Annotated in this window: 17 protein-coding genes; 11 read left to right on the forward strand and 6 right to left on the reverse strand. The window is 69.3% G+C overall.

Annotated elements, in window-relative coordinates; genetic code table 11:
* Positions 1-37 precede the first annotated feature (37 nt).
* On the forward strand, positions 38-1,312 hold the full coding sequence (locus RPIT_RS06825) for a M16 family metallopeptidase (protein ID WP_077341794.1): 1,275 nt from the start codon (positions 38-40) through the stop codon (positions 1,310-1,312).
* Positions 1,309-2,616 (forward strand): M16 family metallopeptidase, encoded by a 1,308-nt coding sequence (locus RPIT_RS06830; RefSeq protein ID WP_077341796.1) that lies wholly within the window; start codon positions 1,309-1,311, stop codon positions 2,614-2,616. The genes RPIT_RS06825 and RPIT_RS06830 overlap by 4 nt, the downstream gene beginning before the upstream one ends.
* On the opposite strand, the gene RPIT_RS06835 is transcribed toward RPIT_RS06830, so the two are convergent.
* Genes RPIT_RS06835 through RPIT_RS06845 form a run of 3 tightly spaced genes read right to left on the reverse strand, consistent with a single transcriptional unit; the run spans position 2,613 to position 6,683 of the window.
* Entirely contained in the window at positions 2,613-5,486 is a 2,874-nt protein-coding gene (locus RPIT_RS06835; RefSeq protein ID WP_077341798.1) for a UPF0182 family membrane protein, read from the reverse strand. The two genes, RPIT_RS06830 and RPIT_RS06835, sit on opposite strands and share 4 nt — an antisense overlap.
* Entirely contained in the window at positions 5,483-5,995 is a 513-nt protein-coding gene (locus RPIT_RS06840; protein ID WP_077341800.1) for a PPA1309 family protein, read from the reverse strand. Before RPIT_RS06840 ends, RPIT_RS06835 begins: the two co-directional genes overlap by 4 nt.
* Positions 5,988-6,683, reverse strand: a complete 696-nt coding sequence (locus RPIT_RS06845) for a PDZ domain-containing protein (RefSeq protein WP_226996391.1) — start codon at positions 6,681-6,683, stop codon at positions 5,988-5,990. The genes RPIT_RS06840 and RPIT_RS06845 overlap by 8 nt, the downstream gene beginning before the upstream one ends.
* A gap of 448 nt (positions 6,684-7,131) precedes the next feature.
* Between RPIT_RS06845 and RPIT_RS06850 the strand changes: the two genes are divergently transcribed.
* Positions 7,132-8,469 carry a zinc-dependent metalloprotease gene (locus RPIT_RS06850; RefSeq protein WP_077341804.1) on the forward strand — a complete coding sequence of 446 codons (1,338 nt, stop codon included), beginning with the start codon at positions 7,132-7,134 and terminating at the stop codon, positions 8,467-8,469.
* 92 nt (positions 8,470-8,561) lie between these two features.
* Complete coding sequence (locus tag RPIT_RS15345; protein WP_093665041.1) at positions 8,562-8,723, forward strand: DUF5679 domain-containing protein; 162 nt, start codon at positions 8,562-8,564, stop codon at positions 8,721-8,723.
* Between the two features lie 61 nt (positions 8,724-8,784).
* Here RPIT_RS15345 and RPIT_RS06855 read toward each other — a convergent pair whose 3' ends face one another.
* On the reverse strand, positions 8,785-10,803 hold the full coding sequence (locus RPIT_RS06855) for an ATP-dependent DNA helicase UvrD2 (protein ID WP_226996358.1): 2,019 nt from the start codon (positions 10,801-10,803) through the stop codon (positions 8,785-8,787).
* 75 nt (positions 10,804-10,878) lie between these two features.
* On the opposite strand from RPIT_RS06855, the gene RPIT_RS06860 reads away from it, so the two are divergent.
* From RPIT_RS06860 to recD, 3 genes are read left to right on the forward strand one after another with little or no spacing between them, the layout of a single operon-like run.
* Entirely contained in the window at positions 10,879-13,818 is a 2,940-nt protein-coding gene (locus tag RPIT_RS06860; protein ID WP_077341808.1) for an exodeoxyribonuclease V subunit gamma, read from the forward strand.
* Positions 13,815-16,829 carry a UvrD-helicase domain-containing protein gene (locus tag RPIT_RS06865; RefSeq protein WP_077341810.1) on the forward strand — a complete coding sequence of 1,005 codons (3,015 nt, stop codon included), beginning with the start codon at positions 13,815-13,817 and terminating at the stop codon, positions 16,827-16,829. The genes RPIT_RS06860 and RPIT_RS06865 overlap by 4 nt, the downstream gene beginning before the upstream one ends.
* The gene (recD, locus tag RPIT_RS06870) at positions 16,826-18,529 is read left to right on the forward strand and encodes an exodeoxyribonuclease V subunit alpha (protein ID WP_077341812.1); all 1,704 of its coding nucleotides are present in this window, start codon (positions 16,826-16,828) and stop codon (positions 18,527-18,529) included. Before RPIT_RS06865 ends, recD begins: the two co-directional genes overlap by 4 nt.
* A 7-nt stretch (positions 18,530-18,536) precedes the next feature.
* Here the strand turns inward: recD and RPIT_RS06875 are convergent, their stop codons facing one another.
* Positions 18,537-19,733 carry an amino acid aminotransferase gene (locus RPIT_RS06875; RefSeq protein WP_077341814.1) on the reverse strand — a complete coding sequence of 399 codons (1,197 nt, stop codon included), beginning with the start codon at positions 19,731-19,733 and terminating at the stop codon, positions 18,537-18,539.
* 86 nt (positions 19,734-19,819) lie between these two features.
* On the opposite strand from RPIT_RS06875, the gene RPIT_RS06880 reads away from it, so the two are divergent.
* From RPIT_RS06880 to RPIT_RS15420, 3 genes are all read left to right on the forward strand, one after another.
* Positions 19,820-20,956, forward strand: a complete 1,137-nt coding sequence (locus tag RPIT_RS06880) for a carboxylate-amine ligase (protein WP_077341816.1) — start codon at positions 19,820-19,822, stop codon at positions 20,954-20,956.
* Positions 20,957-21,703: a glutamine amidotransferase gene (locus tag RPIT_RS06885; RefSeq protein WP_077341818.1), complete on the forward strand. Its 747-nt coding sequence runs from the start codon at positions 20,957-20,959 to the stop codon at positions 21,701-21,703.
* A 102-nt stretch (positions 21,704-21,805) separates the two neighbouring features.
* Positions 21,806-22,807 (forward strand): polymer-forming cytoskeletal protein, encoded by a 1,002-nt coding sequence (locus RPIT_RS15420; protein ID WP_176789347.1) that lies wholly within the window; start codon positions 21,806-21,808, stop codon positions 22,805-22,807.
* A gap of 57 nt (positions 22,808-22,864) precedes the next feature.
* Here the strand turns inward: RPIT_RS15420 and RPIT_RS06895 are convergent, their stop codons facing one another.
* The gene (locus tag RPIT_RS06895) at positions 22,865-24,172 is read right to left on the reverse strand and encodes an RNA polymerase sigma factor (RefSeq protein WP_077341820.1); all 1,308 of its coding nucleotides are present in this window, start codon (positions 24,170-24,172) and stop codon (positions 22,865-22,867) included.
* Positions 24,173-24,427: 255 nt separating this feature from the next.
* Between RPIT_RS06895 and RPIT_RS06900 the strand changes: the two genes are divergently transcribed.
* Positions 24,428-25,360 carry a sigma-70 family RNA polymerase sigma factor gene (locus RPIT_RS06900; RefSeq protein WP_077341822.1) on the forward strand — a complete coding sequence of 311 codons (933 nt, stop codon included), beginning with the start codon at positions 24,428-24,430 and terminating at the stop codon, positions 25,358-25,360.
* The last annotated feature ends 3 nt before the right edge of the window (positions 25,361-25,363 follow it).

Genomic DNA, 25,363 nt, shown 5'->3' on the forward strand with positions numbered 1-25,363 from the left:
TTCTCCCAAACGAGCCTACTCCGCTACGTTGGGGCCCATGAGCGAGGCCGAACTGAACTACGAGCTGGTCGTCGACACGCTCCCCAACGGCCTCCAGGTGGCGGTGTCACCGGACCCCGCAGCGCCAGGCGTGGCGGTGAATCTATGGGTGGCGGTGGGTTCGGCTGACGAGGAACCGGGCCGGACCGGGTTCGCCCATCTCTTCGAACACCTCATGTTCCAGGGATCGGCGGCGGTGGCCAGCGGCGAACACATGGCCACGATCGAGGGCCTGGGCGGCACGGTGAACGCCACCACGTCGTCGGACCGAACCAACTACTTCGAGACCGTCCCCCGCTCCGCGCTCGACCTTGCCCTGTGGCTTGAAGCAGACCGCCTAGCCTCTCTCGCGATCACGCCAGAGAACTTCGAGGCGCAGCGGCAGGTGGTCAAGGAAGAGAAGCGCCAGCGCTACGACAATCAGCCCTACGGCGATCTCCTCGAGCTCCTGACGGCGCAGCACTTCGACCCCGCCCATCCCTACGGACATCTCACGATCGGTTCGATGGCAGACCTCGACGCGGCGAGCCTCGACGACGTGGCTGGCTTCTTTGAACGGTGGTACCGCCCCAGCAACATCCGCCTCGTGCTCTGCGGCCCGGTGACGCCGGACGAGGGACTCGAGCTAGCCCGCCGGCGCCTCGGACACCTCCCCAAGCTCTCAGCGCCTAGCCGAGCGACGATGCCTGTCGTCTCGGGCCCGGAGCCCCACACGACGTCCGTCACCAGGGCTGTACCGCACTCGCTGGCCTACCTGTCATGGCGCACTCCCCCGGCCCACCACCCGGACCACCTGGCCCTGGATCTCGCTCTGGCCATCCTCAGCGACGGCCACGCCTCGAGACTGCACCGGAGCCTGGTCAAGCGGCGCGATGTGGCCAACGAGGTGCACAGCGCAACCCTCACCAACCGGTCCGCATCCTCCATCGCCACCGTTCTCGGTAGACCGTCGGACGACGTGCCCATCCCCGCTCTCGCCGATGCCATCCTCGCTGAACTGGCCGCGTTCATCGACGGGGGCCCCCGCGAGGAGGAACTCGCTCGCGCCGTGGCCCAGTACGAGCGCGACTGGCTCTGGGAACTCGCCACCACCACCGGGCGTGCCGACGCCATCAACGAGTCCTGGCTCCTGCACGGGGATCCACAGCGGGTCAACACCCACCTCGCGGAAATTGTCGCGCTCAGCTGCGACGACGTGCGCCGGGCGGCCGGCCGCTGGCTATCCCCCGACGACGCCTACCAGCTCCACTACCACGCCGAGGACGCCCGATGACCCGCCCGACCGTCGGCCCATCGCGGCCATGGATCTTCCCCACCCCTCGCGTCGACCAGCTCCGCACCGGACTGACCGTCTGGCGCTTCGAACTGCCCGGCCAGCACATCGCCACGTTCGAGCTTGTGCTGCCGAGGTCGCTGTCCGCCGAGCCGACCTCCAAGGAGGGCGTGGGGACCGTCGCGCTCCACGCCGTCGACGAGGGAACCAGCAGCCACCCTGACGGCGAGATCGGCGAACTGCTCGAGGCACAGGGTGCCACCCTCCACGGATCCGCGCGCCACCAGTACACGACCTTCGGCGGGCAGTCCCCGTCGAGGCGGCTGCCCGAGGTGCTGCCGCTGTTCGCGGAGGTCCTGCGCGAGCCGGACTATGCGGAGCGCGACGTGGCGCACCACGTCGAAGCGCAGATCGCCGCGCATCAGTCGAGGCTCGCCTCCCCCGGTGCCGCCAGCAGAATGGCGCTCCGGCGGGAGCTCTACGGGCCCGAGCAGCGGGCCGGACGTCCGGCGTCGGGCTCCCCCGCCACCCTGGTGCAGCTCACGCCCGACGACGCACGCGCCTGGCACTCAGAGACCTTCACGCCCGTGGGAGCGACACTCATCGTCGCCGGCGCGTTGCCCGACGAGTGGCTCGAGTTCGATTGGGCTGGTGGGCCCGCCCCCTCCGAGGCGGCCACCGTCCCGCCGCGGAAGCCGGGGCGCATCGTCGTCCTCGATCGGCCGGGCGCGGTACAGGCGACCATCGTCGCCGGGTGCCGCACTGTGACGAGGGACGACCCGCGCTGGCCGGCGCTGCGCATAGCCGGCCACGCTCTCGCCGGCGCTTTCGCCAGCAGGCTCAACCTCGACCTACGCGAGCGCCTCGCCTACTCCTACGGAGTATCCGGCGGGTTCTCCGCGGGTCCCGTCGAGGGGCAGTTCACAGTGGCTGGGTCGGTGCGCAGCGAGACGGCTGCCGACGCCGTCGCACGCATCCTCGACGCGGTGGCTCTGGGCGTGGGCTTGTCCGAGGCCGAGGTGGAGTCAGCACGGCGGTATCTCATCGACGTCGCGCCACTCGCCAACGAAACCTCCGCCGACATCGTGGCCCAGGCGTCAGCTCTCGCCGCCGCGGGCGTGGCGCCCGACTACCTGACCGGCCATCTGCGCGACCTCGCCGGAATCTCTGCGGACGAAGCGACCGACGCCTTCCGCAGCACGGTGCGGCCCGACGACCTCGCCGTGGCGATCGCCGGCGACGCCGCCACGCTGGTGCCAGCCCTCACCACCGCGGGGCTGGCCGCCACCGTGGTGTCGCTCTAGCCTTCGAGTGCCTTCTGCGCCTCGAGCATCTTGGCCTCGGCGGCGTCCACCTTCGACTGGTACTCGGCCAGGTCACCCTCGCGGAGGGCGGCGTCGGCGCCGTCGAACAGCGTGAAGGCCTCGCCCAGGAGTTCGAGAGCACGCTCCTGGCCGACGAGAACCTCTCCCGGGGGCACCGGCTGTTCGTCGCTCGGAGGCACCGGGTTCTCTCCGGTCTCCGCACCCGCGTCGCCCTGGAACACCTGATCAAGGGCGGCCTGCAGCGTGTCCCCAATGCCGATCTGCTCGCCGAACCTGACGACGATGAACCGCAGTGCCGGGTAAGAGCCGGTGGTCGCCGTCGTCTGCGTGTAGATGGGCTGCACGTAGAGCAGGCCCCCACCCAGCGGGAGGGTCAGGAGGTTGCCGAAAATAGCCGAGGCCGACGCGCCCTGGCGGTTGAACGGCAGCAGCCGGTCCGCGACGACGGGGTTGGTCTGGATGAAGTTGTACGTCTGCCCCGGGCCGGCGATCTGCTCGGCATCCGACAGCTTCAGCACGCGCATCCGGCCGTAGTCCTCGGTGGTCGCGTCAGCGTTGACCGCCATGTAGACGCTGAGGTTCTCGCGGTCCTTCGGCACGAAGACCGTGGTGTTGGCATACACGGGCCGCTCATCATCGGGCCATCTGACGGTGAGGAAGTACGGCGGCTGCTTGACCGGCTGCTGTCCCGCGCGAACCGGATCGTTCGGCACCTGCCAGATGTCGCTCTGCTGGAACCACGTGTTCGGGTTGAGGGTGTGGTAGCGACCCAGCACCTCGCGCTGGACCTTGAACAGATCCTGCGGGTAGCGCAGGTGCTCCAGGAGAGGCTGGGGGATGTCGGCCTTCGGGGTGATGATGCCGGGGAACGCCTTCGACCAGGTCTGGAGGATCGGGTCCTCCTCATCCCACTCATAGAGCTTCACGGAACCGTCGTAGGCGTCCACGACGGCCTTGACGGAGTTGCGCACGTAGTTGACCTGCTGGCCGATGAGGAGGCTGTTGGCCGCCGTCCGGGAGTCCGAGATGGACTGGGTCCAGTCGACCCGCGCCGAGTTCGGGTAGCTGTCGGTGGTGGTGTAGGCGTCGACGATCCACACGATCTTGCCGTCCACGACGCTGGGGTAGGCGTCGGAGTCGATCGTGAGCCATGGCGCCACCTCCTGCACGCGCTGCGCCGGCAGGCGGTTGTGCAGCATCCGTGACTCGGAGTTCACGCGGTCAGACAGCATGAGGTTGATGTCACCGAAGCGAATCGCGAACGCGGCTCGCGTCAGCAGGTTGCCGATCGGGACGCCACCGCTGCCGGTGTAGGTGTAGAGGGACTCGCTGCGTCCTTCGCCGCCCGACGGCGTGTCCAGTTCCACTGGGTCGGCCCCTTCAGGCGCCCCGACGATCACGTAGTAGTCGGTGCGCTCACCGAAGTAGATCCGGGGCTGATGCTCCTCGAGGAGACCGACCGTCGGGATACCTCCGGAGATGAACACCGGCTCGCCGTTGGCCTCGCGCTGGTTGCCGTAGGCGGCCACCATGCCGAAGCCGTGGGTGTAGACCGTGCGACGGTTGTTCCAGGTGTCGCCACCCTCGATCGAGTCGAGGTCCAGCTCGCGGACGGCCACGACCGAGTCGGTCGGCTTGCCGTCAATGACGTAGCGGTCGACATCGAGCACCCGCGGGAAGGCGTAGTAGCCACGCACCTGCTGGAGTTGCTCGAAGGTCGGGGGGATGACGGCGGGATCCATCAGGCGGATGGCCGGCAGCGCCTCCGCGTCAGCGCGCAGCTGCCCGCTGGCGGCGGTGGTGGTGGCTTCGTAGTCCTCGATCTCCACCTCGTCGATGCCGTACGCATATCTGGTGGCGGCGATGTTCTCCGCGATGTAGGGCCGCTCCAGATCCTGCTGGTTGGGGGTCACCTGGAAGCTCTGGATCATCCACGGGTAGAGCATCCCGAGCAGGATTCCCGAGACGATGAGCAAGGCGATGCCCGCCCCCGGCACGCTCCAACGCACCTTCCAGGCGTTGACGAACGCTGCGATCGCCACGATGACGGCGATGGCGGCCATGATGACCGTGACCGGCACCCGCACCTCGAAGTCGGTGTAGCCGATGCCGGTGAACAGAGAGTTGGGGGTGACCGTGAGTGCGAAGCGGTCGAGCAGCGTGTTGGCTGCGATGAGCAGCAGCACGAGGCCCAGCATCACCGACAGCTGACGTTGGGCAGCCACCGAGGCGGGCGCATTGCCGCGACCCCGGACCGCGGTGGCGTTGAGCGCCCCCGTCATGAAGTGGACGGCCGCCGCGGCGATGAAGCCCGCGATGAGAGCGAAGAGCAGGTAGCCGACGATGAACTGCAGCCACGGCTGGGTGAAGACGTAGTAGGAGGCATCGACGCCGAAGTAGGCGTCGTCCTTGCCGAACGGGGTCCGGTGCCACCAGGCGAGGAAGGTGCTGCTCATGCTCATCGCGGCGAGACCGCCGAGGACGCCCAGGACGAGTGCCGGAATCGCCATCAGCAGGCGGGAGCGCTGATCCAGCGCATCCCGCAGCTGGACGAGCAGCTCCGAATCAAGATTGGCGCGGCGGACCTTCGGCCGCAGGCGGTAGGCGATCACCATGCTGAAGAACACGACGGCGAACAGCAACAGCCCGAACGCCACCAGCAGCCCGAGGCGGGCCGCCAGCTGGGTGGTGAAGACCGTCTGGAAGTCGATGCTGCGGAACCACAGATAGTCGGTGCCCACCCGTGAGGCGATCACCGACATGATGATCAGCGCTCCGACGATGAGAACCGTCCACAGCAGGGGGCCTCTGCGGACGGGGGCCTCGGGCTCAAGGATGTCAGCGCTCACTGGTCTTCGCTCCTGAAGGTATCGAGCAGGGCGTCGGCCAGCCCGGGGACGAGATCCTCGCCGCCGAGCAGGTCGTCGGGGTTGGACAGTAGTCGGGCAAGCCCGTGCTTGGCGCCGTCGCGAAGGACCCCGACGACGACGCGCACATCGGACTTCGCGGGGTGCTTCGCGACGAACTCGGCCGCGAGGATGGGATCGTCCGGAAGGTCGGCCTCGTGCTCCGGGGGAAGGAAGGCCCGCTCCATGGCGATGGCGCACCCCTCGACCGTGTCGGGCCAGAAGATGCCGCTCAGCCGCTCCACCACGTCGTCGGTGGCATGGAACTCGTCCTGTTCGATCGCGGTCAGCGCGTCCGGCGAGGTCTCCGGCACGCGTCCGCGCAGCTGTGGCTCCACCTCCAGGAGGGTCGACGTGGTGACCAGCGCGAAGAGCCGCGCGGGCTGGTCCCAGCCGGCCGACGAGACGTGGCGCTCGACGTCCATGAGACAGGCAAGCAGACGATCAGCCACAGGTGGGCACCTCCGTTGAGTTTCCTTCGTTGATGAGCTGGATAGCCGCGATGGCCTCCCGCAGCGTTGCGACCTTGACGAGTTGAAGGTCGGTGTCGAGACCGCCGATGCCGGCACAGTTGCCCTCCGGCACGAGGAAGACGGTCGCACCGTCACGCTCGGCGCCCTTGATCTTCTCGCGGATGGCCCCGATGCTGCCGACCCGGCCGTCGGGGTCGATCGTCCCGGTGCCCGCGACCACGGCGTCGGCGAGAAGGTCCTGCTCCGTGATGCGGTCGTAGACGCCCAGAGCGAAGACCAGCCCGGCGCTGGGACCCGTGACGTTGGAATCGATGCCGTAGGTAACCCGCGGTGAGTAGCGGTATCCCCGGGTCACGGTGATGCCGGCCACGGGGATAGTGGGGTCGGCGTTCGAGGCCGCGGCCGTGATGGTGACCTGCGTCTCCCGACCCTCACGCAGGACGGTGAACACGATCGCGTCGCCGACCGCGTGGCTGCGCACCTGCTCACCGACGTCCTCGGGCCTACTCATCTCCTCCCCGTCGACGGCGAGGATGAGGTCGCCCGGGAGCAGGAGTTCGCCGCTGGGGCCGGACAGCACCACGCTGTCGACCCGCGGAAGCTCGCTGACCGCCACGCCCGCCGCGCGCAGTGCCGCCACCGTCGCGTTGTCGCGCGACTGGTCCATCTTGGCCACGGCCTCGCTCTGCACCTGCTCCGACGACAGGCCGGGGGATAGATCACTTCGCGCGGAATCGCGTCGGACTCCTCAGCGAAATAGACGAACATCGCTTCGGGGAGGCTGAGGGTGGAGTCGTGGCGGGTGGTTGACACCGTCGTCATGAGGAGTTGGCCCGGCGTGTCGTACGTGGGCAATCCGGTCACGGCGATGATCGGGCCCGAGTCAGTGTTGCCGAGGACGTCGATCGTCTGGCCGGGGCGCCAGGCCACGTAAGGTACAGGGACAAGCACCAACAGTGCCGCCAACGCCACAAAGAGGATCGACGAGACGATCGCGACCGCGTTCCGCGTCACCCGTGCTCCCTTCTCCTGGCTGGGTTCACCCTAGCAACCGGCGCCAAGGTGTCAGCGCCGGCTTGTCCCATGCGGAAGAATGGACGTCGAGGAGGAAGTTGATGTCTAATCCCACCCCGTCCGGCCCCTTCGACTTCGAGGCCCTGAAGAAGATGCTCGAGCAGTTGGGCCTCGGAAACGCCGACGAGATCGGGTTCGAGCAGCTCGTGGCGCAGATCCAGAAGATGCAGGCCGCCGGCGGAGGTTTCACGTTCGGTATGACCAACGCCGACCGAGATCCCGACGCGGCGTGGCGCACCACCTTGACGGCCGCGAAACAGATCGTGTCAGCGTCGGGGGCAGACCCCGAGCTGAGGGTCGAGGAGAAGGCCGCCATCGTCGACGCCGAGCGTCTGGCGCAGTCCTGGCTCACCCCACACACCTCCTTCGCTGAGACCGGCCGACCCGCCCGCGCCGTGACCAAGGCTGCCTGGCTCGACGCGACGAGCGACGGCTGGCGCGCGGTCATCGAGCCGATCATCGACGGGCTGACAGAGGCCCTCCAACGCAACACCTCAGTGGAGGGCGGCGACGAGTTCGCTGCGATGCAGCAGATGCTCGCACCGATGATGCGCACCTCGGCGTCGCTGATCTACCGCGACCGGTTGAAGAAGGAACTCGCCGAGGTCGCCGGCGACATCCTCACCGGGACCGAGTTGGGCTTCAACCTGCTCGGCGTGCCAGACGTCCTTGTCCTGCCGGCCAACGTGGCGCAGTTCACCCGCGATCTCGATGCGAGCGACCGCGACGTGACGCTCTACCTCCTGCTGCGTGAGGCTGCCCGGCAGCGGCTCTTCCACGCCGTCGGATGGCTGTCCCCCCAGTTGAGCGCACTGCTGGGGCACTTCGCGCGCGAGATTGAGATTGATTTCGACGCGATCGCGAGCCAACTTCAGCCGGAGAATCTGGAGTCGTTGTCCATCGAGCAGGTCGTCGCTGTCGGGGAGTCCGTGCGCGGGTCCTTCTTCCAGCCCGCGAGCACCCCCACCCAGGTGGAGATCCTCGATCGCCTGGAGGTTCTCCTGGCCCTCGTGGAGGGCTGGGTCGACCACGTGGTCGGCCGAGCCACGGCCTCGTGGATGCCGAACGCCCCTCAGCTCGAGGAGGTAATCCATCGCCGCCGCGCATCAAACACCCCAGTCAACGGCGTGTTCGCCGAACTGCTCGGGCTCGACCTCCACCCTCGCCTGGTCCGGGACGCCAAGAACCTCTGGGCCGCCGTCGAGCACCACCGCGGGATGGACGGGCGCGACGCCATCTGGGGCCATCCCGATCTGCTGCCCACGGCCGACCACCTCGCCGACCCGCTCAGCTTCGCAGCCGGCGAGCCCGTCCGGGAGCTGGCCGAGGACCCGTTGGATGCCGAACTGCGCAAGCTTCTGGGCGAGCGCGACAGCTGACTCAAGCGGTGTGTCACGCTGACTGAGCGCTGAGCGCCGCTAGGCTAGTGCAGGCAGCGTCACTCAGACGAGGCCCCAATCAAGGAGGAAATATGGCTACGGAGACCTGGGAAGGCTCTTTCTACTGCGTCAAGTGCAAGGAGAAGCGCGACGCAAAGGGCGAGGTTGTCGTCAACGCCAAGGGCACCAAGATGGCCAAGGGCAAGTGCCCCGAGTGCGGCACCAATCTCAACCGCATCCTCGGGAAGGCCTGACGGCCCGACACCCGCACACCGTCGATGGGGCGGCGCGTCCGATGGGACCGCCGCCCCATTGTCATGCCCCCCGGTGGCTCCTGATCACATCGAGAGCCCCGTCGCCGTACCTGGAGACCTTCGTGTGGCCGATCCCGGGGAGCCGCAACAGGTCCTGCTGGGTGGACGGTACTGCCTCCGCGATCGCCTGCAGCGTGGCGTCGGTGAAGACGACGAAGGCGGGGACCGACGCCTCAGCGGCGACCTGCTTGCGCCAGTCCCGCAGTGCTTCGAACAGGGCCTCGTCGTAGTCCACCTCGCAGTGCTCGTGGCGGCTGAGCTTCTTCTCTGCGGGCGTGTGGAGATGCTGGCCGCAGACGCGACAGACCCTGGATCGCACGGACGTCTTGTTTCGTGGCTTCCCGCCGGTGGTGATGGGTCCAGACACCTGATCGGAGATGAACCGCGATCGCGTCGCGCTCCCCCGCGCCGCCGACCAGCTGACCCTCAGCGAGCGCTGGGCGCGGGTGAACCCGACGTACAGCAGGCGCCGCTCCTCGGATAGAGCTGGCTCATCCTGGCTGAGCACGAAGGGGATCATCCCCTCGCGAACACCGACGATGGCGACGCTGCCCCATTCCAGGCCCTTGGCCGCATGCAGCGTGGCGAGGGTGACGGCGTCCGCGACGGGAGCGGCCTGCCACGACGCCCTCTCCTGAAGCCATGCCCCGGCGTCGGCGGCGTTCCATCCCTCGTGCCGGGCGGTCTCGTCGACGATCATCGAGCGCAGCGCGGTCAGCGACTCCCACCGTTCGCGTTGGCGCCCCTGGCCGGACGGCGCGTCGGTGCGCCACCCCAGAGCTGAGAGCACCGCGTCCATGAGCTCGACGGGATCCCCCTCATCCTCCGCAGCGGCCCGACGCCCGAACTCCCCGACGGCCTGGCGCACCTCGGCGCGGTCGTAGAACCGTTCGGTGCCGCGCACCGTGTACGGGATCCCCTTGTCGGTGAGGGCAGCTTCCAGCGCCGGCGACTGGGCGTTGATCCGGTAGAGGACCGCCAGGTCGGCCCAGCGCTCGCCCGCCCCACGGCGCTCCAGTAGCCACGCGGCCACGTCCGCGGCCTCGGCCGCCTCGTCGGTGGCCCCCACGAACACCGGTCGGGGACCGGCATCGCGGGTCGCCTGGAGCGCGCCGGGTCCTCCCGCCCGGACCCTCAGGACCTTGTTGGCCGCCTCGAGGATCTGCGGGCTCGACCGGTAGTTGCGGAAGAGCCGCACCGTCTCCGACCCGTCGTGTTCTGCGGCGAACCGCAGCAGGTAGCCGGCATCCGCGCCCGCGAAGGAGTGGATCGCCTGGTTCGGGTCGCCGACGACGCAGACGTCGCGCCTGCCGTCGACCCACAGCGAGATGAGGCGGTGCTGGAGCGCGGACACGTCCTGGTACTCGTCGACGACGAAGTGCCGGTAGGTGGAACGGATGGTCTCGGCGATCTCTGGGTGCTCGGTCAGTAGGACGGCGTTGCACATGAGGATGTCGTTGAAGTCGACGGAGCCCTCAGTCAACTTCTGCTTCTCGTAGATGGCCATGACCGCCGACACCTGCGCGGCCGAGGCGCCGCTCACCGTCCGGTGCTCCGCGACCTCCGGGTACCGCGCTGCGGACACATTGCTGGTCTTCGCCCAGGAGATCTCGCTGTCGAGGTCTCGCACCAGGGCGGGGTCGGACTTCCCCAGCACGTGGTGGGCCGCCCGGGCGACCAGGCCGTAGGTGTTCTCCGCCACGCGCGGAAACTCAACGCCGTAGGCCTTCGGCCAGAAGAACTGACACTGGCGAAGTGCCGCCGAGTGGATCGTGCGCGCCTGCGCCCCGCGCACCCCGAGCTGCGCCAGCCGGGCGCGCATCTCCCCCGCCGCGCGCGTGGTGAACGTGACGGCCAGCGTCGCCGAGGGCTGGTAGACACCCTCGCTGACCGCGTGCGCGATGCGGTGGGTGATTGCCCTCGTCTTGCCCGTTCCCGCGCCAGCGAGCACGACGACCGGCGAATCGAGCAGGGTTGCCACACGGCGCTGTTCGGGGTCGAGGGCATCAAGGATCGTCACGCCCCCATTGTGTCGGCACCGTCGGACAAAACCCAGACGGAAAGTTGTCGGAGGGCTTGGCTAGGGTGGCGCTCTATGGAGACACAGCACGCGGCGACCTGGACAGAGCTGCTCGATCTGCTCGCCGAGCGCCTGCGCGGCCAGCTCTCCGACCCGTTCGTCACGGCACGGGTGCTGGTGTCGTCCCGCGCCACCGGCCGGATCGTCGGCCAAGGGGTGGCCGCCCGGCTCGGCATCTCCGCCGGGGTGGACTACATCACGGCGGCCGATCTCTCGCGCGGCCTCGCACACCGGGCCGGGCTCGAACACGAATGGCGGCGCTGGCACGGCACGGCGCTGGCCCTTGCCGTCTCCGACGCGCTCGCCGCCTGCGCGCCGGCCTTCCCCCATCTGGAACGGGCGCTGGGGGACGAGGCCGGGCGCCCCCGCCGCCGGCTGGCCACCTCGCTGCGGATCGCGCAACTGCTGCGGTCCTACCTGGACACCGCGCCCTCCCTGCTGGAAGCCTGGCTGTCCGGTGCCGACGCCGGACTCGACGATCAGCCCCTTCCCGAGCACCTCGCTTGGCAACCGGAGGTGACCAGGGCGGCGGTGGACGCCCTTGAGGTGGATCCCGTGGCTCTCGTCGCCGAGATCGCGGCGGCCGCCGCCGACGACCAGCACCCGACAACGATCTTCGCGACCGACCGCTTCACCGTCCCCGAACGCGACATGCTCTCCGCGCTCGACGGGGGCGGTCTGCTCCAGATCCAGCCGGGTTCGCGATACGGCACCTCTCCCCTCGTCGAGCTCCACGACTCCCACGGGGAGGCGCGACAGGTCGAGGTGCTGCGCGATGAGCTGACGCGCGCCTTCGCCGACGACCCCACGTTGCAGCCCCGCGACGTCGCCATCGTCGCCCCCAACCCCGCCCGTTTCGCGCGCCTCCTCGATGCCGCCTTCGCACCGCTGGGCGACGCCGGCCACCCGGGGCGAACGCTGCGCGTCCAAGCCGTCGGCGGGGCAGAGGCCAACCCGGTCCTCACTCTGGCCGAGCGTCTCGTAACCCTGCCCGACGCCAGGGGCACGGCGTCGGAGCTGCTGGAACTGCTGCTGAGCGCGCCCATCGCCCACCGCTGGCGGCTCACGGACCGGACCTCGCTGACCGAGCTCGTCGTCAGCGCCGGGATCCGGTGGGGCGTGGACGCCGATCACCGCGATGCTTTCGGTCTTGGCGATCTCACCCGCAACACCTGGCTGCGGGGCCTGGACCGGATCCTGGCGGGACTGGCGGTGGCTCCGGGCGACGACGGGGGGCTCGACTTCGACGGCGCCGAGGCCGTCACGGCCACCGACCTCGAGCTCATCGGGTCCGTCAGCGAAATCTTCTCCCGGATCCGTCGCTTCCTCCGTGCCACCGCCGCACCGCTCAGCGTCTCCCAATGGGCCGCGCTCACCCGGGAACATCTGGGCGAGCTCGTCGGGCTCCCGCGCGACGACGAGTGGCAGATCGTGCACGCCGATCGGGTCCTCACGCGTCTGAAGACCGACCATGCCGAGCGGGCCGCCCCCGCCACGCGGCAGGAATTCGCCGCGCTTCTGCGCCGCTCGTCGACGCCGCCTCGCGCGCGGGTCGCGGCCGGCAACGGCTCCCTGCAGGTTGTCCCGCTCGGTGAGCTGCGCCACGTCGGGTTCCGACTCGTCGCCATGATCGGGCTGACTGACGACGCCATCCCTGGCCGGGCAGGTCAGCCGGCCGACTGCGTCGACCTGGCCCACCTCGCCCCCGACCCCGCACGCGACCGGCTCTCGGCGCTGCTGGAACACGCCCGCTCTGCCGAGCGGCTCCTCATCGTCCGGCAGCACAGGTCGCAGCGCACGAACGACCCCGTCGCCGAGCCCGTGGCAGTGTCCTGGCTCGTCAAGGAGCTGGGTGTGACTCCCACCTCCGTCCCGTACGCACCGACCGCCTCGGCGCCCGCGAACTACCAGGGACAGAAGCCGAGTTTCGACCTCCCCGCCTACCGTGGGGCCCTCGCGCGGGCGTCGACCAGCCAGGAGCTGCCCCGACTGGCTGCCCGACGTCGCCAAGCAGCCCGTACGCGGGCGCTGGGCCCCGTTCCCCGGCGCGTCACTGTGGACCAGCTCCAGAAGTTCCTCGCGGACCCGGCCAAGGCGTTCCTCCGCAGCGCCGCCGGAATGCCGCTGTACGAGGAGCCCCGGGTGAGCGACGAGATCCCCCTCGACCCGTCCGGGCTCTCCCACTGGTCGGTGTGCTCCCAGCTCCTCGACTCGCTGCGGACCGGCGCCAGCCTGGAGTCGGTGGTGGCCACGGCCGCCCGATCGGACACGTTGCCGCCAGGCGAGCTCGGCCGGCTCGCGTTCGAGGACGCCAAGCGCACAGCGACGGCTCTCTGGAGCGAGGGTGGCGCGGACTGGTCCCGCCCCCCGGTCGATCACGACGTGCGGCTGACCATCGAGCCCGCAGGCTTCGGGACGCCGGTGGAACTCGTCGGCTCCGTGCGCACGCGCGGTGGCGTGGTCGTTGAGATCACTCCGAGTAAGGGCGACCGTTCCCTCCTCCAGCCGTGGGTGTCTGCCCTCGCGGCCACCGCCGCTGGCCGCCCCACCACCGCCCGCGTCCACCGCCTGGTGGACGGACGGGAGACGATCCCGGAACAGCGCACCGTCGATCCGGGGTCACCGGACGAGGCGATCGCGCAACTCGCCGCCCTGCTCGGCGCCTACGCCCAGGGACAGACCCGGCTCATCCCCGCCCCCCTCGAACCCAGCCTCGCCTACGCCCGCGAGGCCCTGACCGGGACCTTCCGCCGCAACCAGTGGACCGGGCGGCTGGGCGACTGGATGACCCGGCAGTGGAAGCACCCGAGCCCGGGGTGGCTGTTGTTCTACGGGGAGGAGCTGTCCGAGTTGTTCGAGGACCCACCGCTGCCCGAGGATCCGCCCGGCGCTGCCTCGGCGTTCGAGGCCTGGTCCGCAGCGCTCTACACCCCGTTGGTCAGGAGCCTGGCATGAACGAGTTCGACCTGGCCGGTCCCCTGCCCCGGCACACCACCCTGCTCGAGGCGAGCGCCGGCACCGGAAAGACCCACGCGATCGCGGAGCTCACGGCGCGCTTCCTCGCCGAGACCGACCTGGACGTCTCCGACCTGCTCCTCATCACCTTCGGCAACCACGCCGCCGGAGAACTGCGCGCCCGCGTCTTCGAGCGGCTGACCGAGATCGTCTCGGCCGGGGAGTCAGCCTCCACCGAGCGGTTGCGCGAGGCGCTGACCCGCTTCAACGAGGCCACCATCCTCACCACCCACGCGTTCTGCGACGCGATGCTCGCCGAGCTCGGCATCCTCGGCGACTGGGATGTCACCGAGAGCGTCGGCCCAGACCCCCAGGAGCTGATGGAGCAGTGCGCCACCGACACCTACCTGCGCCTCTACCGGAACGACCCTGAGCCCCCGCTCACCGCCAAGGAGGCACTGGCGATCGGACGCGAGGCCTGCCGCACCACGCTGCCGCTGCTCCCCGACGACGGACCGCACCGCTCGTTCGCCGAGGATGTCCGGGAGCTCTACACGAAACGTAAGGCGGTCATCGGGCTGCGCACCTTCAACGACGTCACCACCCGGCTCCGCACCTTGCTGGCCGACCCGGTGACCGGGCCCGCCGTCCGCGACCGACTGCGGCAGCGCTTCCCAGTCGTCCTCGTCGACGAGTTCCAGGACACCGACCCGGACCAGTGGGCGATCATCGAGATGGCGTTCGTCGCGCCCGACCGGCCCACAATCCTCATCGGCGACCCGAAGCAGTCGATCTACGGCTTCCGCGGTGCCGATCTGGGCAGCTACCTCTCGGCTCGGGCAACGGCCGAGGTGGCCACCCTCGCCACGAACCACCGCTCCGACCGTTCGGTCGTCGAGGGCGTCGAGGCGCTCTTCGGCGACACGACGATGGGCTCCCCCGAGGTGCGCGTGACCCCGGTCACAGCGCATCACGACGACCGGCTTGTGCTGCCCATCGCGTCCAGGATCTGGATCCGCGAGGCAACGGAGGCAGAGCTGAGTCGTGATCCGCAGACAGCGGTGGACAACGACCTTGTCCGCCAGGTGCGGCACCTGCTCACCCGCACCACGGTCAAACCCCAGGAGATCGCGGTGCTCGTGCGGACCGGCGCCCGTGCCCAGCGGATCGCCGCGGCGCTGCGCCACGCGGGCCACCCGGCGGTGCTGACGGGGAGCCAGACGGTGTGGACCAGGCCGATCGCGCGCGCATGGGGCACGCTGCTGACGGCCATGGCCGATCCCTCGCAGGCGCACATCAGGCTGGCCGCGCTGTCCCCTCTGATCGGGGCGGGGCTCGACGACCTGCTGGCCGAGGGCTCGCCCGTCGCCGCCGAGGTCAGCACCCTGGTGCGCGGCCTGGCTCAGGCCTTCCGGGCGGGAGGAGTGGCCGCCGTGCTCGAGGCGCTACGAACCAGCACTGATCTGGATCGGCGGCTGCTCCTCGAGCGCGACGGAGAGCGCGACCTGACCGACGCCTGCCACGTCGCCGAGCTCCTCGACGCCAGCGGGGAGCGCACGCTGAGCGGCCTCATCGCCCTGGTGGAGCGGCGCCACGACGACGAGGATGGAGCATCGCTGCGGATCTCCACCGACGAACCCGCGATTCGCGTCATGACCCTGCACGCCGCCAAGGGCCTGCAGTTCCCCGTGGTGCTGCTGCCCGAGACGGGCGGGACGGTGGCGCGGCGATCCAAGCCGTTCACACTGGTAAAGTCCGACCGGCGGCACCTCTACGTCGGGCCGGCACCGTTCTGGCGCGACGAGATCGCCCAGGACCTCAACCGACAGACGCTCGATGAGGAACTCCGCCTCCTGTACGTGGGGTTCACCCGCGCCAAGCACCTCGCGATCGCGTGGCACGTCGCCCCGGCCAGAAGCGGCGGCCACGGACCCCTCGGGACCCTGCTCGCGAAGAATCCCGGGGGTGCCGTCTTCCGCTGCCCACTCGACGAGTCACCTGTCGAACCGGTCGTGCCGGGGCCGCGTCCCGAGATGACGCTTTCGCCGCCCCCGCAGCCACCGCGGGTCGATCAGACATGGCGGCGTACCTCGTACTCCGGGCTGACCGCCGGCCTCCACGAAAGCCCCGTGCACGTGGTCGCCGACGAGCCGACCGACGTCGACCTCGCGCCCGCCGAGCCCACGTCCGAGGAACTCCGTGCCCCCTCCCCGATGGCCAACCTCCCCGCCGGGGCCGGGTTCGGGACGCTCGTGCACGAACTGTTGGAGCGCCTCGACTGGGCACCGGCCACGCTGGAGGCATCCGCAGCGGACCTGGTGCGCGAACTCGGACCGCAACACCACCTCACGCCTGAGCAGCAGGAGAACCTGACAGCCGCGATCATCGACGTCTGCCGCACCCCGCTGCAGCCACTGGGCCGATTCACGCTGAGCGACCTGCCCACGTCCTCGAGGCTGGCGGAGCTCGACTTCGACCTGCCGCTCGCCGATGCTGGACGACCCCCCAGCCTGGGGCAGCTGGCCGACCTCATGTCGGCGCATCTGGCTCCAGACGACCCGCTGGCCGACTACCCGTCGCGGCTGCGCTCCTCCGACGCTGCCGAGGCGGTGCTCAACGGCTTCCTCACCGGTTCAATCGACGTGGTGCTGCGTCTGCCCGACGACTCGTTCGCGGTGGTCGACTACAAGACCAACCGGCTGAGCGCCAACGCCGCCGATCCGCTGGTGCTGGGCCACTACACCCCCTCCCCGATGGCCGAGGCCATGATGCAGGCGCACTACCCGCTCCAGGCCATCCTCTACAGCGCGGCACTCCACCGGTACCTGGGTGCACGACTGGCCACCTACGACCCCCACAGGCATCTGGGTTGGGTCGGGTACCTCTTCGTCAGGGGCATGGCCGGGCCACAGACGCCGCTGGTCGACGGCAGCTCGTGCGGGGTATTCGGCTGGCGGCCGCCCCCCGCGCTGGCCGTCAGCGTCTCGGAGCTACTGGGGGGACTGCGATGAACGAGATCCCGATCGCGGCGACAGGGCTCCTGCGCAGCTTCTGCGAGGCCGCAATGCTGCACCCTGTCGACTTCCATCTGGCGAGAAGGTTGTCCCAGCTCTGTGGTGAGTCGGACCCGGAGGTGCAGTTGGCACTCGCCCTCGCGACGCGCGAGCTGCGGCTCGGATCGGTGTGTCTCGACCTCGACACGGCCGCCACGGACTTGACCCCTGACTCCGACAGCGATGACGGTTCGGTCGAGCCGGCCGCGCCGCTGGCCTGGCCCGACCCCGAGCGGTGGCTGTCGTCGGTCGCCGCCTCCCCGGCGGTCGCCCAGCCGGGCGGCGACAGCCGACCCTTCCGGCTTGACGGATCCCTGCTCTACCTCGATCGTTACTGGCGTCAGGAGCGCCGCCTGGCCGATCAGCTCGACCACCGCACGGGGCTGGCACCGCTCGGGGACCGGCGCACGGCGCCGCAGCCGCTGCCGGGGCTCGACGCGGACCCACAACAGGACGAGGCCGTGCTGGCGGCACTCAACCTCCCGACAACCGTCATCACGGGCGGACCGGGAACGGGCAAGACGACGATCGTCGCGAGAATCCTCGCCGCGCTGGCCGACGAGTCACCGCGCGTGGCGCTCGCCGCGCCCACCGGACGGGCCGCTGGCCAGCTGGAATCGTCGGTCGGGCAACTGCTTCCAGGCTCCGAGTTCCGCGGCCAGACCCTCCACCGTCTGCTGGGCGCGCGCCCGAGGTCCCACCACGTCGACTACGGCCCGAACAATCCGCTCCCCTACGACGTGGTCGTCGTGGACGAGACCTCCATGGTCTCGTTAGAGCTCATGGCGGACCTGCTCTCCGCCATCGGCGACGAAACCCGCCTCATCCTGCTGGGCGATCCGCACCAGCTGCGATCGGTCGAGGCCGGGGCCGTGCTGGCCGACATCGAGCGCGCGGGCCTCCTGCGCGAACCTGGCGCGCGCGTGGTGCGACTGCGCCGCAACCGACGCTCCAATCTGGAGATCGGCGCGCTGGCCGAGGCGGTGCTGGCCGGAGACGCGAGCGCGGCGCTGGACCACCTGGATTCCCTGGAGTCGCTCAACTTCGTGGCGTTCTCGGGCGCTGGTGACCCCTGGGCGCTCCCGTCGCTGGCCGACGATGCGCTTGCAGCCGCGGCGGAGGTGCAGTCCCACGCGCTGCGCGGCGACGGCGTCGCGGCCAACCGGGCGCTGCGGCGCCACCGCATCCTGGCAGGACACAGGGAAGGACCTTACGGGGTCGGGCACTGGGGGGCGTCGGTCCGGCGCGGAATCGCCCAGAAGCTCGACGGCTACGGGCACGACACGCATCCCTATCCCGGCCAGCCGCTGCTCATCCTCGCCAACAGCGATCTGTTCAGCAACGGCGACACCGCCGTCGTGGTCCGAGAAGGCACCCGCCTCACGGCCCACGTTGACTCCGGCAGCGGCCCGCGGCTCATCGACCCGGCGCTGCTCGACGACGCGACCGACCTCCACGCCATGACGATCCACAAGTCGCAGGGCAGCCAGTTCTCTGCGGTCTCGGTGGTGCTCCCACCGCAGGGATCACCGCTGCTGACGCGCGAGCTGCTCTACACGGCGGTGACGCGCGCCCGCGACAAGGTCACGATCTACGGCACGCGGGAGGCGTTCGCGGACGCCGTCGCGACGCCGGTGCGGCGGGCCAGCGGTCTGTAGCCGCGGGTCAGTGACGCACGGCCGCGATGGCGTCAGCGACGTAGTCGACGTTGCGGTCGTTCAGTGCCGCGACGCACATGCGGCCGGCGTCGGTGCCGTAGATGCCGAACTCCTGCCGGAGGCGGATCATCTGCTCGGACGTCAGGCCGGAGTAGCTGAACATGCCCAGCTGCTCCTGGATGAAGCACATGTCGCCGATGCCCCGGCCCTCGAGGCCACTGACGAGCTTCCGGCGCAGCTTCTTGATCCGGTCGCGCATGCCGGCCAGCTCGCTCTCCCAGGTGGCGCGGAGCTCTCGGTCGCCGAGCACGGTCGTGACGAGGGCCGCGCCCTGCGTCGGCGGGTTCGAGTAGTTGGTGCGGATGCAGATCTTGAGCTGCGACAGCACGCGCTTGGCCTCGTCCGCCGATCCGGTGACCACCGACAGCGACCCGATCCGCTCGCCGTACAGGCTGAACGACTTGGAGAACGACGTCGCCAGGAAGAAGCTGAGCCCCGACTCGACGAACTTGCGCACCACCGCGCCGTCCTCCTCCACGCCGAAGCCGAAGCCCTGGTAGGCCATGTCGAGGAACGGCATGAGGTCGCGCTCCCGCAGGACGGCGATGACGTCGTCCCACTGCTCCGGGGTGAGGTCGTAGCCGGTGGGGTTGTGACAGCACGCGTGCAGCAGCACGATCGTCCCGGCCTCGGCCGAACGCAGATCCGCCAGCATCGCGTCGACATCGATGCCCTTGAGGGCGGGCTCGTAGTAGCGGTAGCTGTCGACGCGGAAGCCTGCGCGCGTGAAGAGCGCCCGGTGGTTCTCCCAACTCGGGTTGGAGATCAGCACCGTGGCCGAGGGGTGAAGCTGGCGCAGCAGGTCCGCGCCCACCTTGAGACCGCCCGTGCCGCCGAGGCTCTGCACGGTGACGACGCGGCCGTCGGCCAGGACCGCCGACTCCTCACCGAAGACGAGTCCGCGGACGGCCTCGCGGTAGGCGGGCATGCCGTCGATCCCGAGGTAGCCGATGGGCTTGGCGTCGGCAGCCAGCCGCTGCTGGGCGGTCCGCACGCAGTCGAGCAGCGGGACCTTGCCCGACTCGTCGAGGTAGACGCCGACCCCGAGGTTGACCTTCTGCGGCCGGTCGTCGGAGTTGTAGGCCTCGGTGAGGCCGAGGATGGGATCTGCGGGGGCCAGCTCGGCGCGGTCAAGGAGCGACATGATTCGAAGGACCTCTCTCTCTACGAAAGGCAGCCTAGTGGACGCGGCGATGGGTTAATGTGCCGACAACCTGGGAAAGGTTCATCATGAGGATCAAGTTCGCGCAGTCGAAGCAGTCGACGATCGGCATCGAGTGGGAACTCGCTGTGGTCGACGCCCAGACCCTTGAACAGGTGCCCGCCGCGGAGACGCTGCTCAGCACCGTCGAGGATCCGGTTGACGGGCCGATCCGCTCCGAGTACCTCACCAGCATGATCGAGATCGTCAGCAGCGTCCACGACACGGTGCCCAAGGCCGTGGCTGAGATGACTTCGCACCTCGAGCATTGCCTCGACGTGCTGGAACCCTATGGCCTGACACTGCTGGGCGCCGGGGCGCACCCGTTCGGGGACCCGAAGCGCCAGCTACCGGGCTCGAAGCCGCAGTACCGACGGGTGACGGAACGCAACGCCTGGTGGGGCACCCAGATGGCCATCAACGGCCTGCACATCCACACTGGGATCGACAGCCGCGACAAGGCTCTCCCGATCGTGTACGGGCTCGCCAGGTTCGCGCCGTACTTCATCGCGCTCTCGGCGTCGTCGCCGTACTGGGAGGGCGTCGACACCAAGTTCGCCTCGCAGCGCACGATGATGTTCCAGCAGCTACCCACCAACGGCCTGCCCTACGACATGGCCAGTTGGGACGAGCTCGAACGCTACGCCTCCCAACTGGAGGGGGTCGGCATGATCCAGAACCCTTCCGAGATCCGCTGGGACGTCCGCCCGTCTGAATGGGGCACGGTGGAGAACCGGATCATGGACTCCGTGCCGACTGTCATGGAGGTCGGGGCGATCACAGCCTTCAGCCAGTGCCTCGTCGAGCGGATGTCGCGGGCCATCTCGTCCGGCGAGCCGATCGACAGACTGCCCCAGTGGTTCATGCGCGAGAACAAGTGGCGGGCGGCGCGCTACGGCCTGTCCGCCGACATCATCACCCCCCGCAAGGACGAGTACCTCATCCACGTGAGCGACGGCATCCTGCGCTGGGTCGACGAGCTCACGCCGATCGCGGAGGAGCTGGGCTGCGCCGCTAACCTTGGACACGTCCGTGACCTCGTCGTCGGCGGCCCCAGCTACCTGCGCCAGCGGCGGGTCGCGGCCGCGGGCGGCGATGTGACCGACGTGGCGAGATCCATCGTCGAAGAGCTGCGCGCCGGCGCACCCAAGTTCAAGGAGTCGTGAGTGTTGCCCTTCCTGCTGCTCAGCACCCGCCCGGAGGATGACGCCGCCGAGGGCGAACGCGCCGCGATCGTCCGCCTCGCCGGGCTGCGCGACGACGAACTGATCCAGCACCGCGTCGAGGCGGCTCCCCTGGGGCCGATCAACCTCGACGACTACGCGGGCGTCTTCCTCGGGGGTGGGCCGTTCAACGCCAGCGACGAACACAAGACGGACCTGCAGCGCCGGGTCGAGGCCGACGTCAACCGCGTCGTCGACGACGTCGTGGCGCGGGACCTCCCGTTCCTGGGGCTCTGCTACGGCGTGGGCGTGCTGACCGACCGGCTGGGCGGTGTGGTGGACAAGACCTACCCGGAGGCGGTGGGCGTCTCCACCTCTACCCTCACCGAGGAGGGCGCGGCGGACCCTCTCTTCGCCGGGGTGCCCGCCACCATCCGCGCCTTCACCGGGCACAAGGAGGCGTGCCGCGAGCTTCCGCCGGGCGCGGTGCTCCTCGCCTCGGGCGAGGTCAGCCCGGTCCAGGCCTTCCGCGTCGGCAGCCACGCCTATGCGACCCAGTTCCACCCCGAGCTGGACTCGGCCGGTCTCGCCGCCCGCATCCGCATCTACCGCGACGCCGGCTACTTCAGGCCCGAGGACACAGAGACTCTCGTCGACTTCGCGCTGAGCGCCGAGATCACCCACGACGTCCACACGGTGCTGCGCAACTTCGTTGCGTTGGCGCGCCAACACTCGGTGAACGGATCGTGAGAGTTTCCTCATCCTGACCCCATGGGCCTATCAGCGGGTGGCGGTTGGCTCAACCTTGAGACAACCGCACCGGACCAGCCGGTCAGTCAAAGGAGATCACTGATGAAGCGCATCCTCACCGCCGCAGCCTGCGCCGCCCTCGCAGTCAGCGGGCTGGCGCTCGGCGCCCCGACCGCGGCCGCCGACGTCACCTGCCGCGGGACGCTCACCGGCTACGTCGGCGACACCGTCGAGGTGCCGTCCGGCGCGACCTGCACGCTGAACAACGCCACCGTCGACGGTGACGTGAAGGTCTACCGCGACGCCTCCGTGACGATCACCGGGGGCCGCATCGAGGGCAACGTCCAGGCCGAGAGCGCCCGCTCCGTCGTCGTCAGCGGGACCAGAGTCGACGGTGACATCCAGCCGAAGTACACCACCTCCACGGTGAACGTCACGGGGACCACCGTCGGCGGGAACATCCAGGTCGAGGAGGGGCGCGCGACCGTGACGCTGGCGAACAACTCGGTGACCGGCGACGTCCAGCTGTTCAAGAACCCCGCCGGCGCCAAGTCGGTCACCGCCAACCAGATCGGTGGAAACCTCCAGTGCAAGGAGAACGTCCCCGCGCCGACCGGCTCCGGCAACACCGTACGCGGAAGCGCCGAGGATCAGTGCCGCGGCCTCACCGGCAGCGGCGGTGGTGGCGGCGTCGACATCTACGGCACCCCCGGCACCCACTACGTCAACGGCCGGGTGTGGAACACGACGTGCGAGCCCTACTCGCAGACAGAGCGGTGCCGCACGAACATCCAGGCCACCGTCGTCGAGTACCGGGACGGTCGCTTCGTGAAGACCAACGGCTGGGCGTTCAACAACCTCACCTACCTCGCCTCCCCGCGCGCCCTGTGGTCGGACAACCCGCTGGGCGCGTACGGACGCGTCGGTGGCACGGCTCGCTGGACCGGCTCGGACGGGCGCGCGTGGCGCACCGAGTGCGACACGGCCCTGACGGGCCAGGGCGGCTGCCGCAGCTTCGCCGCCGCGCGCGTGGTCGAGCAGACCCGCACCGGCTACCGCTTCGTGACCAAGGAGATCTTCAACAACATGGTCCGCTTCAGCTGATCCCCCCACCGAGCGAGAACCCCGCCCAACCGGGCGGGGTTCTCGTGTCTCAGGCTCTCAGTCGAGGTAGTCGCGCAGGACCTGGGAGCGCGACGGGTGGCGCAGCTTCGACATCGTCTTGGACTCGATCTGGCGGATCCGCTCGCGCGTGACGCCGTAGACCTTGCCGATCTCGTCGAGGGTCTTCGGCTGGCCGTCGGTCAGACCGAAACGCATCGACACCACTCCGGCCTCGCGCTCGCTCAGCGTGTCGAGGACGTCGTTCAGCTGCTCCTGCAGCAGCGTGAAGTTGACGGCATCGGCGGGGACCACGGCCTCGGAGTCCTCGATGAGGTCGCCGAACTCCGAATCGCCGTCCTCACCGAGCGGGGTGTGCAGCGAGATGGGCTCGCGCCCGTACTTCTGCACCTCGACGACCTTCTCCGGGGTCATGTCGAGCTCGATGGCGAGCTCCTCGGGGGTTGGCTCGCGGCCGAGATCCTGCAGCATCTGCCGCTGCACGCGGGCCAGCTTGTTGATGACCTCCACCATGTGCACCGGGATACGGATGGTGCGCGCCTGGTCGGCCATTGCGCGCGTGATGGCCTGCTTGATCCACCACGTGGCGTAGGTGGAGAACTTGTAGCCCTTGGTGTAGTCGAACTTCTCGACCGCACGGATGAGGCCGAGGTTGCCCTCCTGGATGAGGTCGAGGAACAGCATGCCGCGGCCCGTGTAGCGCTTCGCAAGCGACACGACCAGACGCAGGTTGGCCTCGAGCAGGTGGTTCTTCGCGCGGCGGCCGTCCTCGGCGATCCACTCGAGGTCCTCGAGGTCCTCATCGGAGACGACGTGGTCGGGCGAGCTCAGGCGCTCGTCGGCGAACAGGCCGGCCTCGATGCGCTTGGCCAGTTCGACCTCCTCGACCGCGTTGAGCAGCGCGACCTTGCCGATCTGCTTGAGGTAGTCCTTAACCGGGTCCGCGGTCGCACCGGCGGACACGACCTGCTGCTCCGGCTCGTCGGCGTCGTCGGAGTCCGACAGGGCGAAGCCCTGCTCCTCCTCGACCAGTTCCTTCTCCAGCGGCGCCTCGTTGGCCTCGACGAACTGCGAGTCGTCGACCTCGTCAAGGGAACGCTTCTTACCGCCCACGGTCAGCACCACGTCGTCACCATCCCGCTCAAACTGCACTTCGACCTCACCGGTCGACGCCTCGGCGATCGTCGGTTCAGCGGCTTTCTTCGCCGCTGGCTTCCGCGCTGCGGGCTTCCGCGCCGCGGGCTTCTTCGCTGCAGGGGCCTTGGCCGCCGGCTTCGAGTCAGTAGTCGACGTCGCGGTGCGGCGTGACCGGGTGGGCTTGCCGGTTCCTTCAGCGTTCTGGGTCACTGTGGTCCTCTCGAGGCCGTCGACTGGTTTCAGCGCGTGCGTCGCCCCGGCTTAGTCAAGGGTGACGCACACCCATTGTTCCACGCGTATCTGCTCCACTCAAACGGACTACCGGGGTTCTCCCTGATGTCCGCCCTGATCGAAAGGGGCACTGCCCCCTCTTTTTGGAACTTTTCGACAAATTCCACCAACTGAGGGAACCCTGGGCGTGTGCCGTGCGTTGAGTTGGGTGACGCTTGAAGAAAGGTCCAACTCATGAATACTACTGCGCGGATCCGAACCACAGACGGCATCGACGGCAAGGACGCGGTGGGGCTCTACCTCGACGCGATTGCCAAGACCCCCCTCCTCACCGCCATCGAAGAGGTGGAGCTCGCTCGCGCGATCGAGGCGGGCCTATACGCGCAGAAGGTCCTGGACGGCGAGGTCGAGACCTCCGCTGACGCCACCGAGGACGAACTGCGCGAGCTCGCCGCCGAGGGTGAGCGTTCCATGCAGCGCTTCGTTCAGGCCAACCTGCGGCTCGTCGTCTCCGTGGCGCGCAAGTACGGGCGCGCCCAGATGCCGCTGCTGGACCTCGTCCAGGAGGGCAACACGGGCCTCATCAGAGCCGTGGAGAAGTTCGACTACGCCAAGGGCTTCAAGTTCTCCACCTACGCCACCTGGTGGGTGCGTCAGGCCATCTCCCGCGGCATCGCCCAGCAGGGACGCATCGTCCGGCTGCCGGTCCACGTCGCTGAGCAGGTCAACCAGGTCTCCGCCGTCCGGCGGAACCTGGAGCGCACGCTCGGGCGCGACCCTGAGCTGAGCGAGATTGCCGAGGAACTGGGGCTCGAGGAGAGCAAGGTCGTGGACCTGCTCCGCTACGCCCGCGACCACGTCTCCCTCGATGCCCCCGTCGAGGCAGACGGCGACACCGCGCTCGGCGATCTCATCGCCCGCGAGACCTCGCCTGGCCCCGACGAGATGGTGCTGGACGCCGAAGAGCGCGCCCGCCTCGAGGGCATGCTTGCCAGCCTCGACGAGCGGAGCCAGGACGTCGTCCGGCGCCGCTACGGGCTGCTCGATGGTCGCCAGGCAAAGCTGGCCGACATCGGCACCCACTGGGGTATCACCGCCGAGCGAGTCCGCCAGATCGAACGCCAGGCGCTGGCACAGCTCCGCACCAGCCAGGGCGTGGCCGCCTAGCCG

The organism is Tessaracoccus flavus (assembly GCF_001997295.1).
In the GTDB taxonomy this organism is placed as follows: Bacteria; Actinomycetota; Actinomycetes; order Propionibacteriales; family Propionibacteriaceae; genus Arachnia; species Arachnia flava.